Annotated in this window: 13 protein-coding genes; 2 read left to right on the top strand and 11 right to left on the bottom strand. The window is 58.1% G+C overall.

The window, feature by feature from the left end; genetic code table 11:
- Positions 1 to 43 precede the first annotated feature (43 nt).
- The 10 genes from dtpA to ydgT all read right to left on the bottom strand — a co-directional run bounded on the left by dtpA (position 44) and on the right by ydgT (position 9,423).
- Complete coding sequence (gene dtpA / locus AFK63_RS09455) at positions 44 to 1,543, bottom strand: dipeptide/tripeptide permease DtpA (protein ID WP_038863247.1); 1,500 nt, start codon at positions 1,541 to 1,543, stop codon at positions 44 to 46.
- A 590-nt stretch (positions 1,544 to 2,133) separates the two neighbouring features.
- Positions 2,134 to 2,769: an endonuclease III gene (nth, locus tag AFK63_RS09450; RefSeq protein WP_038863157.1), complete on the bottom strand. Its 636-nt coding sequence runs from the start codon at positions 2,767 to 2,769 to the stop codon at positions 2,134 to 2,136.
- The gene (locus AFK63_RS09445; RefSeq protein ID WP_038863155.1) at positions 2,766 to 3,452 is read right to left on the bottom strand and encodes an electron transport complex subunit E; all 687 of its coding nucleotides are present in this window, start codon (positions 3,450 to 3,452) and stop codon (positions 2,766 to 2,768) included. The genes nth and AFK63_RS09445 overlap by 4 nt, the downstream gene beginning before the upstream one ends.
- Positions 3,445 to 4,074, bottom strand: coding sequence for an electron transport complex subunit RsxG (rsxG, locus tag AFK63_RS09440; RefSeq protein WP_038863153.1), 630 nt, complete (start codon positions 4,072 to 4,074; stop codon positions 3,445 to 3,447). Before rsxG ends, AFK63_RS09445 begins: the two co-directional genes overlap by 8 nt.
- A 9-nt stretch (positions 4,075 to 4,083) precedes the next feature.
- Positions 4,084 to 5,136: an electron transport complex subunit RsxD gene (gene rsxD / locus AFK63_RS09435; protein WP_038863152.1), complete on the bottom strand. Its 1,053-nt coding sequence runs from the start codon at positions 5,134 to 5,136 to the stop codon at positions 4,084 to 4,086.
- Positions 5,137 to 7,443 (bottom strand): electron transport complex subunit RsxC, encoded by a 2,307-nt coding sequence (gene rsxC / locus AFK63_RS09430; protein WP_038863150.1) that lies wholly within the window; start codon positions 7,441 to 7,443, stop codon positions 5,137 to 5,139.
- Complete coding sequence (gene rsxB / locus AFK63_RS09425) at positions 7,436 to 8,014, bottom strand: electron transport complex subunit RsxB (protein ID WP_053531567.1); 579 nt, start codon at positions 8,012 to 8,014, stop codon at positions 7,436 to 7,438. The genes rsxC and rsxB overlap by 8 nt, the downstream gene beginning before the upstream one ends.
- Complete coding sequence (gene rsxA, locus AFK63_RS09420) at positions 8,014 to 8,595, bottom strand: electron transport complex subunit RsxA (RefSeq protein WP_004384912.1); 582 nt, start codon at positions 8,593 to 8,595, stop codon at positions 8,014 to 8,016. The genes rsxB and rsxA overlap by 1 nt, the downstream gene beginning before the upstream one ends.
- Before the next feature lie 74 nt (positions 8,596 to 8,669).
- A complete protein-coding gene (locus tag AFK63_RS09415; protein ID WP_038863146.1) occupies positions 8,670 to 9,113 on the bottom strand; it encodes a DUF2569 domain-containing protein in 444 nt (147 codons plus the stop codon).
- Between the two features lie 94 nt (positions 9,114 to 9,207).
- Positions 9,208 to 9,423 (bottom strand): transcription modulator YdgT, encoded by a 216-nt coding sequence (ydgT, locus tag AFK63_RS09410; protein ID WP_007663080.1) that lies wholly within the window; start codon positions 9,421 to 9,423, stop codon positions 9,208 to 9,210.
- 635 nt (positions 9,424 to 10,058) lie between these two features.
- On the opposite strand from ydgT, the gene AFK63_RS09405 reads away from it, so the two are divergent.
- Complete coding sequence (locus AFK63_RS09405) at positions 10,059 to 11,102, top strand: oxidoreductase (RefSeq protein ID WP_038863144.1); 1,044 nt, start codon at positions 10,059 to 10,061, stop codon at positions 11,100 to 11,102.
- 163 nt (positions 11,103 to 11,265) lie between these two features.
- Complete coding sequence (locus AFK63_RS09400; RefSeq protein ID WP_038863142.1) at positions 11,266 to 12,264, top strand: bile acid:sodium symporter family protein; 999 nt, start codon at positions 11,266 to 11,268, stop codon at positions 12,262 to 12,264.
- A 15-nt stretch (positions 12,265 to 12,279) separates the two neighbouring features.
- Here the strand turns inward: AFK63_RS09400 and add are convergent, their stop codons facing one another.
- The gene (gene add / locus AFK63_RS09395) at positions 12,280 to 13,281 is read right to left on the bottom strand and encodes an adenosine deaminase (RefSeq protein WP_038863140.1); all 1,002 of its coding nucleotides are present in this window, start codon (positions 13,279 to 13,281) and stop codon (positions 12,280 to 12,282) included.
- Positions 13,282 to 13,316 lie beyond the last annotated feature (35 nt).

Raw genomic sequence — 13,316 nt, 5'->3', positions numbered from 1 at the left:
GTCAGCATGAAATCTGACGGCCTGAAAGGTGTTTCCCGGTCAATTACGCGTGCGCGGTTTCCGTTTCTTTCGGCTTATCTTCCTGCGTCATGCGGTTAAGCAGCGGCGCGGTGAGAAGCATCAGCAGAGCGATAACGCCGGTGGCGATACCAATCTGCATAAAGACGCGGCCGTACACTTCCAGCGACTGCAGCGGATCGGTGACGTTTTCCGGCACTGCCATCAGATTCGCCACTTTACCGGCGATCATCGCCGCGCCAGCAGTGGTCAGGAACCAGCTGCCCATGATGAAGCCCATCAGGCGCTGCGGCACCAGTTGTGCAACCATCGCCAGACCCAGACCAGAGATCATCAGCTCGCCAATACTCTGCAGGGCGTAGCTCAGGATCAGCCAGTTAACGGAGACGATGCCTGCTTCTGAGGCGAATTTCGCGCCCAGCGGCAGCACCAGGAACGCGCCAGAGCACAGCAGCATACCGATGGTGAATTTAAACGGCATCGGCAGACGGTCGCCCATTTTGTTGTAGATGGCGGCGAGAATCGGGCTGCCAATCATTATCCAGAACGGGTTCAGCGCCTGGAACTGCTCCGGCTGGAATGCGATGCCGAGAATGTCATGTTCAACGTTACGAATCGCGAAGAAGTTCAGGGACGTCGGCATCTGCTGGTAGAGCACGAAGAACACAATTGCTTCCAGCATCAGGATAAACGCCACGATCATTTTGCGTCGCGCGGCGCCCTGCATGGCGAAGGCTTCCTTCGCAAAGATAATCACGATACCCAGCGCAACCACGCCCAGCACCATGCGCGCGATACCCTGGTTGTGCAGCAGCCAGGTGGCGATAGCGACCAGCACGACGATACCGACGATAGTGGCCAGCAGTTTGCCAACGTGCAGCGGGGCGAAGTCCGGTTTAGAACCGTAATCTTTGACCCATTTTTTGCAGAAGATGAAGTTCACAAGCGTGATCAGCATCCCGACGAAGCTCAGCGAGAACGCCACGCTCCAGCCGAATTTGTCCGCCAGCCACGGGGTCGCCAGCATAGAGAAGAACGAACCGATGTTAATCGCCATGTAGTACATGGTGAAAGCGCCGTCGAGACGCGGGTCGTCTTTCTCATAGCAGGTGGAGAGCAGGGAGGAGGGGTTGGCTTTGAAGAGGCCATTACCCACCGCGATGGTCGCCATACCCAGGTAGACGATGCCTGCATCGTGACCGGACCAGGCGACGAGCGCGTAGCCTACCGCCAGCACAATGGTGCCGAGCATAATGACGCGTTTAGTGCCGAGGACTTTATCGCCCAGCCAGCCGCCGATAGCCACCAGGCCATACACCAGCGCGCTAAAGGAGGAGAACAACGTAATGGAATCCGCTTCCGACATACCCAGCTGTTTAACCAGGTAAACGGCCATGATCCCTTGCAGGCCGTAGAAACCGAAACGCTCCCATAACTCAATAGAGAAAATGAGATAGAACGATCTCGGTTGTTTGAAAGCGTTCATACTTACGCTTTCTGCTGGTTTTTTGTTTGCAGTCGACACATATACCTCTTTTTTTACAGCCCGCATTAACCGCGGGGGTGGTATGCGCGTAGTGCCTGGCGGCATGCGCTTTTATTGTTATATGAAGTGAGAAACGGCGGGTAATGTTCACTATCCTGACCGCTCGCACAAGGCTTTTGTAATAATCTGTTACATATAAGCCGGGCGGGATAATCGGCCAGTCGTTTCGCTAAGAGTCAGCGTTAAATTTCATGATAATAGCTATTGTAGATTTTTTAACTGCTGAAGGTGGTGCTGAAGCGTTGTATGGTTATATCTTCTGCTGATTAACCCTTCAGGCAGTCATATAGCCCTTAATATCGGAAAATGTCCGATATTTATATTATCAGTGATGGTGATAAGCGAGGCGTATCAAGGCTTAGGGCGCAATAACGCAACGGAAAATTAACAGGATGTTGCAAATGTGATAATTCTCACAAATCTATAGAAAATTCCTGTCGAAAAAAACGATTAACCTGGCGAGCTGATTTATGGCGGAATAATGAACGGCTAAAAAGGGAGATAAAGCGATGGGAGCGGAGATGAAAAGATGGTGGATGTGACAAAAGTGACATCCACCATGCCCTGCGTTATTCGTAGACTTTTTCGGCGTATTCGCACAGATCTTCGATAATGCAGGAGCCACAGCGCGGCTTACGCGCGATGCAGGTATAACGTCCGTGCAAAATGAGCCAGTGGTGACAATCGACTTTAAATTCCGCCGGCACCACTTTCAGCAGCTTCTCTTCGACAGCTTCGACATTCTTGCCCGGCGCGAACTTCGTGCGATTGCTGACGCGAAAGATATGCGTATCCACGGCGATGGTGGGCCAGCCGAAGGCGGTATTGAGCACCACATTGGCCGTTTTACGGCCGACGCCCGGCAGCGCCTCCAGCGCCGCGCGATCTTCCGGCACCTCGCCGCCGTGTTGTTCAATCAGAATGCGGCAGGTTTTAATCACGTTTTCCGCTTTGCTGTTAAACAGCCCGATGGTTTTGATGTACTCCTTCACCCCGTCAACGCCCAGCGCCAGCATCGCCTGTGGCGTATTCGCCACCGGGTAGAGCTTTGCCGTGGCTTTATTGACGCTCACGTCGGTGGCCTGCGCCGAGAGCAGAACGGCAATCAGCAGCTCAAACGGACTGGTGAAGTGCAGCTCGGTGGTCGGGTGCGGGTTATTGGCGCGTAGCCGCGTCAGGATTTCGATGCGTTTTGCCTGGTTCATGACGCGTTTTCCGGGCTGGCCTCCACCACGACGGGTTTCGCGGCGCGGCGCTTCATTCGTTCGTCTATCAGGTATTTCACCGCCAGCATCATGCCAAGACCGATAAACGCGCCTGGCGGCAGCATCGCCAGCAGGAACGGCGTGTCGGTATGGAAGACTTCGATACGCAGCACCCGCGCCCAGCTGCCGAGCAGACCGTCTGCGCCGTCAAACAGCGTGCCGTTGCCGAGGATTTCACGCAGCGACCCAAGCACAAACATCGCGCCGGTCGCGCCCATACCAATGGCAAAGCCGTCGAGCGCCGACAGCAGCGGGCCGTTTTTAGCGGCGAACGCCTCCGCGCGGCCGACAACGATACAGTTGGTCACGATAAGCGGAATAAAAATGCCGAGCGACTGATACAGCCCGAACGCGTAGGCGTTAATCAGCATCTGTACGATGCTCACCACCGCCGCGATGATCATTACGTAAATCGGAATACGAATTTCACCAGGCATCCAACGGCGAAACGCGGAGATTGAGGCGTTAGTCAGCGTCAGCACCAGCGTCGTCGCAAGTCCCAGACCGAGCGCGTTAGTGGCGGTGGAGGTCACGGCCAGCAGCGGGCACATCCCGAGTAGCTGTACCAGCGCCGAGTTATTTTTCCATAACCCGTTGACCAGAATCGATTTCACGTCATTCATGGGTATCTCCACAGGAAGGCAGGGAGGAAAGCTGCGGCTCCAGCGTCTGCGCATACAGGCCTGCGCGTTTCACGGCATTGACCACCGCGCGCGGCGTAATGGTCGCCCCGGTGAACTGGTCAAACTGGCCGCCATCTTTTTTCACCGCCCAACGGTTGTCGTCAGGCCCCTGGATAATCTTACCGGCAAAGCCGGTGATCCAGTCGCTGATGCGGGTTTCAATTTTATCGCCAAGCCCCGGCGTTTCGTGATGCTCCGTCACGCGGGTGCCAAGTACGGTCCCTTTAAAATCGGCGCCGACCAGCAGCTGAATTGCCCCGGAGTAGCCATCCGGGGCGGTGGCCTGCATAACCACCGCGACGGGCTTATCGCCTTTACGCGCGACCCACAGCTGTTTTTCGCCGCGGCCAAGCGCCGGCGCGTTGACCAGATAACAGCTCTGCTGAATATCATTGTCATATATCTGCGGCGGCAGCACCTGGTCAAACAGCTGTTTTTGTTGCAGCGCGGCCTGGCCTTCAATGGTGGTTTTGGTGAGCGCATTGACCATTGCCGTAAGCCCTGTCGTCAGCGCGGCGAAAACGGCGAGCGTTACGCCATGTTTCTGGATAGTTTTCAGCATGACGACTCCTTACCGGTGACCATAAACCCGCGGGCGGGTGTAGTAATCGATGAGCGGCACGGTGATATTGGCCAGCAGCACTGCGAACGCCACGCCATCCGGATAGCCGCCGAAACTGCGGATAAGCCAGACCAGCAGGCCCGCCAGCGCGCCAAAGACCAGACGGCCTTTGTTGGTCGTCGAGGCGGTAACCGGGTCGGTAAGAATAAAGAACGCGCCGAGCATCGTCGCGCCTGAGAGCAGATGCATCAGCGGCGAAAGAAATTTCTCTGGTGCGATAAGCCAGCCGAACGTTGAGCATACCGCGAGCGTCACAATAAAGCTCGCCGGGATATGCCAGCGGATCGTGCCGCGCGCCAGGAGGAACAGACCGCCCGCCAGATACGCGAGATTCACCCACTGCCAGCCGAGACCCGCCAGCGCGCCGCCGTAAATCGGCTGCGCCAGCAACTCGCCTGCCGGATGCCCGGCGTGCAGACCGGTTTTAAAAGTGTCCAGCGGGGTGGCCTGGCTTACGCCGTCGATACCGAGACGCAGTTGCGCCATCGTGTCGCCGCTTGCGGTCACACCGTGAAAAATCACCTGTAACGCGTCGACAAAACCAGGGGCGGTCGCGGCGATCTGCTGCGGCGGCAGCCAGTTGGTCATTTGCACCGGGAATGAAATCAGCAGCACGACATAGCCTATCATCGCCGGGTTAAACGGGTTGTGGCCAAGACCGCCATAAAGCTGTTTGGCGATAATCACCGCGAAAACGGTACCGAGCACCACCATCCACCACGGAGCCAGCGGCGGAATACTGACGCCCAGCAGCAGACCGGTCAGCAGAGCGGAATTATCACCAAGATGACGTTTCAGGGAGAGTTTGCGCATTCGCAATACCAGCGCTTCGCTGGCGAGCGCGCTCACGATGGCCAACAGAATCTGCACCAGGCTGCCGTAGCCAAAAAAATACCATTGCACGGCGATGCCCGGCACGGCGGCGAGCGTCACCAGCATCATGATACGCGACGTCTGGCGCTGGTTATGGGTATAAGGGGAACTTGCGATTCTGAAAACCATTTAATCCTCGTTAACAACCTTTTCGGCAGCCTTGCGTGCCTGCACCCTGGCAATCGCGGCGGCAACAGCCGCTTTGCGCGGATCGTCCGCTTCATCATCTTCATTTGCCGTCTGAGCGCGCTCATCCGCCTGCGCCGCTTTACGGGCTTTAGCGCGGGCGATAGCGGCTTCGACGGCGGCTTTACGCGGGTCGACCGGCTCAGTCGGGGTTTCAGCGACCGGCGCGCTCTCGCCAGCCTGCGCGGCTTTACGGGCTTTGGCGCGGGCGATAGCGGCTTCGACAGCGGCTTTACGCGGGTCGACCGGCTCGGCCGGGGTTTCAGCGACCGGCGCGCTCTCGCCAGCCTGCGTCGCTTTACGGGCTTTGGCGCGGGCGATAGCGGCTTCGACGGCGGCCTTGCGCGGATCGACCGGCTCGGCCGGGGTTTCAGCGACCGGCGCGCTCTCGCCAGCCTGCGCCGCTTTACGCGCTTTAGCGCGGGCGATGGCGGCTTCGACGGCGGCTTTGCGCGGGTCGACCGGCTCGGCCGGGGTGTCGTCCACCGGCGCGCTCTGCGCCGCTTTACGCGCTTTGGCGCGGGCGATGGCAGCTTCGACGGCGGCTTTGCGCGGGTCGGTTTCGCTAACCGGCTCGGTGGCTTCCAGCGCAGGAACGGAGCTGTTCGCCGCCATCTCCTGCTGGACTTTTTCCGCCTGACGCGCGCGGGCCTCGGCTTTGCGCGCTTCGCGGGCGGCAATCACCGCGCTGTTATCTGGTTTTTCGCGAGCGTTGACCACAATCGGTTGGTCATCGGCTTTCTTCTCACGCACGCGGGCCAGGGCGGCCTGAATAGCATCCTGATCCTGGCCGGAAGGCTGTACGGCGGATTTCTTATGGCGTTCCAGACGTGCGGCTTTTTCACGTTCCAGACGCGCCTGGCGCGCTTCAAAGCGAGCCTTGGCTTCGGCGGCGCGCTGCTGTTCTTCCGCAATGGCGCGGATCTCTGCTTTTTCCTGGCGAAAATATTGCACCAGCGGGATATTGCTTGGGCAGACATACGCGCAGGCGCCGCACTCAATACAGTCCGCCAGATTATGGGCGGTAGCTTTATCGTGCTGCTGGCCGACGCTGAACCAGTAGAGCTGCTGCGGCAGAAGATCCGCCGGACAGGCGTCGGCGCAGGCGCTGCAGCGGATGCAGTGCTGCTCCTCCTGCGGCGTGCCCATCTCTGTGGCGGATGGCGCGAGCAGGCAGTTAGTGATTTTTACCACCGGCACATCGAGGCCGGGCAGGGTGAAGCCCATCAGCGGGCCGCCCATAATCACCAGCTGTTCGCTGGTCGGAATAAAGCCTGCGTGCTCCAGCAGGTGGCGCACCGGCGTGCCGATACGCGCCCAGACGTTGCCCGGCCGCCCTACGGCTTCGCCGGTCAGCGTCACCACGCGCTCGGTGAGCGGCTCGCCGTCGATAATAGCGCGCTTGACCGCAAACGCGGTGCCAACGTTCTGCATCAGCACGCCGATATCTGACGAACGGCCGCCGTGCGGCACCTGTTTGCCGGTCAGGATCTGAGTCAGTTGTTTCGCGCCGCCCGACGGGTATTTGGTCGGGATCACGCGCAGGCGAATCTTATGCTCGCCGTGCAGCACGGCGCGCATCATGGAAATCGCCTGCGGCTTATTGTCTTCAATGCCGATCAGCACTTCGCGCGGCTGCAAAATATGCGCGAGGATGCGCACGCCGTCGATGATTTGCGCGGCGCAGTCCTGCATCAGCCGGTCGTCGGCGGTGATATACGGCTCGCACTCGGCGGCGTTAATAATCAGCGTTTCGATTTTATCGCCGCCGCCCTGCAGTTTTGTGCCGGTCGGGAAACCGGCGCCGCCGAGGCCCGCCACGCCAAACTGATGGATACGCTCAATCAGCGCCTCGCGGCTGCGACTCTGGTAATCGCTCCAGCCGTCGCGGGCTATCCAGCGGTCTTCGCCATCAGCGTCGATAATCACTGAAAGCTCCGGCAGGGCGGAAGGGTGGGCGGTTGGATGCGGCATTATCGCCGTGACGGTGCCGGAGGTTGGCGCGTGCACGGGGAGCATCCTTCCACGGCCCACGGTGAGCGGCTGACCACGCAGGACTTTATCGCCCGGCGCCACGCAGATCTCGCCTTCGCTGCCGATATGCTGTTTGAGCGGAATAATAAAACGGCCCGGCAGCGGCAACTGGCGCAGCGGGGTGCCGTTAGACTGGGTTTTCATCTCCGGCGGATGAATCCCGCCGTTGAAATCCCAGACTTTCTCTTTTCTGAATGCAGAAAATAACTTAAGCATGTTGTTCCACAGGAATGTTACGCACCGGAATGGTGTTGAGATCCCACTTCCAGTTATCCGTTGTGGTGGCGGCCGGGCGCAGTTCAATGCACTGCGTCGGGCAGGGGTCAACGCACAGGTTACAGCCGGTGCAGAGGTCGCTCATCACGGTGTGCATGGCGCGAGTGGCGCCGACAATCGCATCCACCGGACAGGCCTGAATACATTTGGTGCAGCCGATGCAGTTCGGCTCATCAATGACGGCCAGCATACGCACCGGCTCCGCCGCCACTGCATCGCCGTCAAGCGGCTGCGGTTCGACGTTAAGCAGGGTGGCGATTTTCTGCATCACCGGCTCGCCGCCAGGCACGCAGCGGTTGATCTGCTCGCCGTTATTAGCGACCGCTTCTGCATAAGGGCGGCAGCCCGGATAGCCGCACTGCCCGCACTGGCTCTGGGGCAGCAGTTCGTCGACCTGATCGACCACCGGATCTTCTTCCGCGGCGAAGCGGCGCGAAGCATAGCCCAGCAGCATGCCGAACAGCAGCGCCAGCAGCGTCAGCGCGACGACCGCGATAACAATCATTTCCATCAGAACTTCACCAGCCCGCTAAAGCCCATAAAGGCGAGCGACATCAGGCCCGCCGTCACCAGCGCGATGGCGTTGCCGCGAAATGGCAGCGGCACGTCGGCGACGACCAGACGCTCACGGATGGCGGCAAAGAGCACCATTACCAGCGAAAAGCCGACCGCGGCGGAGAAGCCGTAAAGCGCTGACTGCATAAAGGTGTGGTTCAGGTTGATGCTGAGTAGCGCCACGCCCAGTACGGCGCAGTTGGTGGTGATAAGCGGCAGATAGATGCCCAGCAGGCGATAGAGCGCCGGACTGGTTTTGCGCACCACCATTTCCGTGAACTGCACGACCACCGCGATGACGAGAATAAACGCCATCGTGCGCAGGTAGACCAGCTCAAGCGGCACCAGAATCAGATGATCGATAATCCAGGAGAAAATGGTCGCAAGGGTCATCACGAATGTGGTCGCCATGCCCATACCGATCGCCGATTCCAGTTTTTTGGAAACACCCATAAACGGACACAGGCCGAGAAACTTCACGAGCACGAAGTTATTGACCAGCACCGTTCCAACAAATAACAGCAAGTAATCAGTCATTATTCGACCTGAAACGAAAAAAGCCGCCCATTATCGGACATCCGACAGGGTGCGACAACGGAGAATCTGTAAGGTTATTTTGCCCTGACAAACGTCTGCTTCACCCGAACGGAGCGCTTGAAATAGGGCACCAGAAGCGCAGCCGCCAGCAGCGGAAACAGCAGCTGACGCACGGCCAGCGCGTCGCTCACCGGCGAGAACGCAAAAGATTTAATCGCCAGCAGGACGGTCAGCAGCAGCCAGATAATATAGTGGCGCGGTACGCCCTGACGACGTTTGAAAAAGGCGATAGTCAGCCAGAGCGTATACCCCCACATCGCCATCGCGCACAGCATTGAGCCATACCAGAAAAGCACGCCGGAGGTCCCCTGCGCGCTGAGCGTTTGATGGAGCTGCACAGAAGCAAGCCCCATCACATAGAGTGCGACGGCAAGCGTAGTGCTGAGTAACGACATCAATAACCAGGCGAGAGGGGCAAGCAACCAGCCTCCGATGCGCACAGGCGACGCGTCGGTCATATTACCTCCCGGGATATAAATTCAACAAATGGCTAAAGAATAATTACAGCGCAAAGATTATAAAGATTTTCTGTCTGAATGCCACCTTTGCGGCTTACTGGACGTAACGCCAGACGGTTTTCGGCACCTGGCCCAGGTCATACAGTCTCCCGCCCGACACCAGTTCCGCGCGGCGGTGATCTGCGGCGCGATACATATTGATGATCTCCTGATTGTCGGTCAGGGTGTAATTAAGGTGATCGAACAATTTTTCCAGACTTTCAAGCGTGCTGATTTTACGAAACTTTAATAAATAGTCCTGAACGGTCATGTTAATCGTTATCCGCGCAATAAAATAATAAAGAGAATTCGCCGGGAAAGGCGGGCCGGGTAAAGAATAAACGCAAAAACGTCGTTATGCAGGTTTAATAAAAGCCTGAATAACATTTAAGAGTTTTCCTTGAGAATTAACGCAGGCCCAGCGCTTTAGGATGCGAAAGAGTAACGTGCTTCGACGGAGCTGGCAATATCCTGACGCGCGCTGGTCGCCGCCTTTTTACGACAATATGTAAACCTGGCTGACCACGCCGCACCGGGCTTCAGGTTTAATGGGGGTCAGGAAGACCCCAGCCATTTCCAGGGGTTTTCACTCATCCTCCGGACGTGCTTATCTTTTATTCACTGTTTTTTGTGCGCCATTAATTGCGCGATAAACAGCACGTTATTTCTTTTAAAGTATGTTGCTTATTTCACCAAAACAATAATTCGCTCACGCATTGTTAGCGTAACTCGGAGACGAAGGCATTTATGCCATTACGGTTGTCTTTGCGGAAAATGCGCTTTACGCCGTCAGAAAACTGATGAAAATTCTGAAATAAACCGTTTATTTACTTATGGTCAGGAAACCGTTGAGGCGCGCTGGCGAATAGTGTCAAATACCCAGGTTAACTCAGCAGAGGAATGAACATGAACGATATCGTCCGGGTGGGATTAATCGGCTACGGCTACGCCAGTAAAACCTTTCATGCGCCGCTTATCGCCGGTACGCCAGGCATGGAGCTCGCCGCGATTTCCAGTAGCGATGCCGCCAAAGTGCATGCGGACTGGCCGGGAATGCCCGTCGTGTCTGAACCCAAACAGTTGTTCAACGATCCGCATCTCGATCTGATTGTCATTCCCACGCCGAATGATACCCACTTCCCGCTGGCGAAAGCTGCGCTGGAAGCCGGCAAACATGTGGTGGTGGATAAACCTTTTACCGTCACGCTGTCACAGGCGCGCGAGCTGGAAACTCTGGCGAAAAGCCTGGGGCTGGTGCTCTCGGTTTTTCACAATCGCCGCTGGGATAGCGATTTCCTGACGCTCAAACAGATCATCGCCGAAGGGCAGATCGGTGAAATCGCCTATTTTGAATCCCATTTCGACCGCTTCCGTCCTCAGGTGCGCGACCGCTGGCGCGAGCAGGCGGGGCCTGGCAGCGGTATCTGGTACGATCTGGCGCCGCATCTGCTGGATCAGGCGGTGCAGCTGTTCGGGTTGCCGGTCAGCATCTATGTCGATCTGGCTGAACTGCGTCCGAGCGCGCAGGCCACCGACTATTTTCACGCGGTACTGGCCTATCCGGAGCGGCGCGTCGTGCTGCACGGCACCATGCTGGCGGCGGCGGAATCCGCACGCTACATCGTCCACGGCACCCGCGGCAGCTACGTGAAGTTCGGGCTCGATCCGCAAGAAGAGAGCCTGAAATCAGGCGTGCGTCCGCCACAGGAGAACTGGGGATACGACATGCGCGACGGCGTGCTGACGCTTGCGAACGGCGAGATGCTGGATGAACAGACTCTGCTGACCGTGCCGGGCAACTATCCGGCCTACTATGCAGGCGTGCGCAGCGCCATTCGCGGCGAAGGCGAAAACCCGGTCCCGGCAAGCCAGGCTATTGTGGTGATGGAACTTATCGAAGCGGGCATTGAATCCGCGAAGCGCCGCGCGGCGGTCTGTTTGCGTGGCTAAGTGATTCCGCCCCGGCCTTGCTGCCGGGGCGTTGTGTATCTTGCCGCCGCTAAACTTCCTTCAACGGCACCTCACTCACACGCAAGGTTTTCCCCGCATGACTCGCAAGGCCTGGCTTTTTGTTGCAAAGTAAACCTATCTGCAACATGACAAGGAACCGATAATGAGCTGGCTGAAGCGCCTGAAAATCGACACATTTTTATTGATTATGATTGGCGTCGTGATCGTCGCCTCGCTGTTCCCTTGCGAAGGGCGCGTCAAAACGGTTTTTGAATACCTCACCACGGCCGCCATTGCGCTGCTGTTCTTTATGCATGGCGCAAAGCTCTCCCGCGAGGCGATACTGGCTGGCATGGGCCACTGGCGGCTGCACCTGGTGGTGTTTATCAGCACCTTCATGGTGTTCCCGTTGCTGGGCCTGGCGATGCAGTTTATTCCGCACAGCGTGCTGCCGCCGTCGCTCTATCTGGGCTTCCTCTATCTCTGCGCCCTTCCCGCGACGGTACAGTCGGCCATTGCTTTTACTTCTGTGGCGCGCGGCAACGTGGCGGCGGCGGTGTGCAGCGCCTCGGCGTCCAGCATTCTCGGGATTTTCCTCTCGCCGGTGCTGGTGGGTGTGATGATGCAGGCTCAGCAGGGCGATACCAATACGCTCGACGCTATCGGCAAAATCGTGCTGCAGTTGATGGTGCCGTTTGTGATTGGCCACCTCTCGCGACCGCTGATTGGGCGTTGGGTCGACCGTCATAAAAAGCTTATCAATATGACTGACCGCTCATCCATTTTGCTGGTGGTCTATGTCGCTTTCAGCGAGGCGGTAGTGCAGGGGATCTGGCATCAGGTGACCGGTATGGCGTTGCTGGCGGTCGTCGTGCTGTCGGTGGTGCTGCTGACGCTGGTGTTGGTGATCAACATCTGGTCGGCGCGACTGCTTGGTTTTAATAAAGCTGATGAGATAACTATCGTTTTCTGCGGCTCCAAGAAAAGCCTGGCGAACGGCGTGCCGATGGCGAATGTGCTGTTTCCGGCAAGTCAGGTGGGGATAATGGTGCTGCCGCTGATGATTTTCCATCAGATCCAGTTGATGGTCTGCGCGGTAATGGCCCAACGCTACGCCCGGCGCCATGAACAACAGGCAGGCCAGAAGGCGTCGGCCTCCTGACCTGACGGCGCGGCTTTACGCCGCGCTGACTTTCGCTATCAGCGCCTGTTTTTCCGCGTCCGACAGGAACGCGATTTTAAGACCATTCTCCTGCGCGGTGCGGATCTGCGCCGCGCTCAGGCCCGCTGCCGGGGCCGCGACCTGATACTCATGGCCGATGTCCACGCCCTGCACGCCCGGATCGTCGGTGTTAATGGTCGCAAGAATATTATGCTCCAGGAATGTCTTCAGCGGGTGATGCGCCAAGGACGCCACTGTGCTGGTCTGGATATTGGACGTCAGGCAGGACTCAATGCCGATACCCTGTTCCGCCAGGAAATCCATCAGCGCAGGATCTTCCACCGCTTTCACGCCATGACCGATACGCTCGGCGCCAAGCTCGCGGATCGCCTGCCAGATGCTCTCCGGACCTGCGGCTTCGCCGGCGTGAACAGTGATGCGCCAGCCCGCGTCGCGGCCGCGGTTAAAGTGGTTCAGGAACAGGCTGCCGGGGAAACCCAGTTCATCGCCCGCCAGATCCAGCGCGGTAATGTGGTCGCGGTGCGCCAGCAGGCCGTCGAGCTCCGCCACGCAGGCCTCTTCGCCGAAGGTGCGGCTGAGGATGCCGATTAAACGGGCCTCAACGCCGAAATCACGGCTGCCCTGACGCACGCCGTCGATAACGGCGTCCACGACGCCTGCCACCGGCAGGTTGTGCGTCATCGCCATATAGCCTGGCGAGAAACGCAGCTCCACGTAATGCAGGCCGTTGCGCGCGGCGTCTTCCATATTCTCATACGCTACGCGGCGGCACGCTTCGAGGGAGCCTAGCACCTTCACGCCCCAGTCAAGTTTGGCAAGAAAGCTCACCAGATCCGGTTCGTTTTTGGTGATCTGCACATGCGGGCGCAGCGTCTCCAGCGTATCGGCGGGCAGGGCTAAATTAAACTGGCGGCCGAGGTCGAGAATGGTCTGCGCGCGGATGTTGCCGTCGAGATGACGATGAAGGTCGGTAAGGGGAAGGCGGGTATCAATCATGATGGCACTCTTTTTTAGAATAAAGTGCATACCAT

The sequence above is a fragment of the Cronobacter muytjensii ATCC 51329 genome, assembly GCF_001277195.1.
In the GTDB taxonomy this organism is placed as follows: domain Bacteria; phylum Pseudomonadota; class Gammaproteobacteria; order Enterobacterales; family Enterobacteriaceae; genus Cronobacter; species Cronobacter muytjensii.
This window is presented reverse-complemented; position numbering and strand designations above follow the sequence as displayed.

Coding starts and splice junctions, on each gene's coding strand:
- rsxA (WP_004384912.1), bottom strand. CDS start 8,595: ATGACTGATTACTTGCTGTTATTTGTTGGAACGGTGCTGGTCAATAAC.
- ydgT (WP_007663080.1), bottom strand. CDS start 9,423: ATGACCGTTCAGGACTATTTATTAAAGTTTCGTAAAATCAGCACGCTT.
- AFK63_RS09445 (WP_038863155.1), bottom strand. CDS start 3,452: ATGAATGACGTGAAATCGATTCTGGTCAACGGGTTATGGAAAAATAAC.
- rsxG (WP_038863153.1), bottom strand. CDS start 4,074: ATGCTGAAAACTATCCAGAAACATGGCGTAACGCTCGCCGTTTTCGCC.
- rsxB (WP_053531567.1), bottom strand. CDS start 8,014: ATGGAAATGATTGTTATCGCGGTCGTCGCGCTGACGCTGCTGGCGCTG.
- rsxD (WP_038863152.1), bottom strand. CDS start 5,136: ATGGTTTTCAGAATCGCAAGTTCCCCTTATACCCATAACCAGCGCCAG.
- nth (WP_038863157.1), bottom strand. CDS start 2,769: ATGAACCAGGCAAAACGCATCGAAATCCTGACGCGGCTACGCGCCAAT.
- AFK63_RS09400 (WP_038863142.1), top strand. CDS start 11,266: ATGAGCTGGCTGAAGCGCCTGAAAATCGACACATTTTTATTGATTATG.
- AFK63_RS09405 (WP_038863144.1), top strand. CDS start 10,059: ATGAACGATATCGTCCGGGTGGGATTAATCGGCTACGGCTACGCCAGT.
- rsxC (WP_038863150.1), bottom strand. CDS start 7,443: ATGCTTAAGTTATTTTCTGCATTCAGAAAAGAGAAAGTCTGGGATTTC.
- AFK63_RS09415 (WP_038863146.1), bottom strand. CDS start 9,113: ATGACCGACGCGTCGCCTGTGCGCATCGGAGGCTGGTTGCTTGCCCCT.
- add (WP_038863140.1), bottom strand. CDS start 13,281: ATGATTGATACCCGCCTTCCCCTTACCGACCTTCATCGTCATCTCGAC.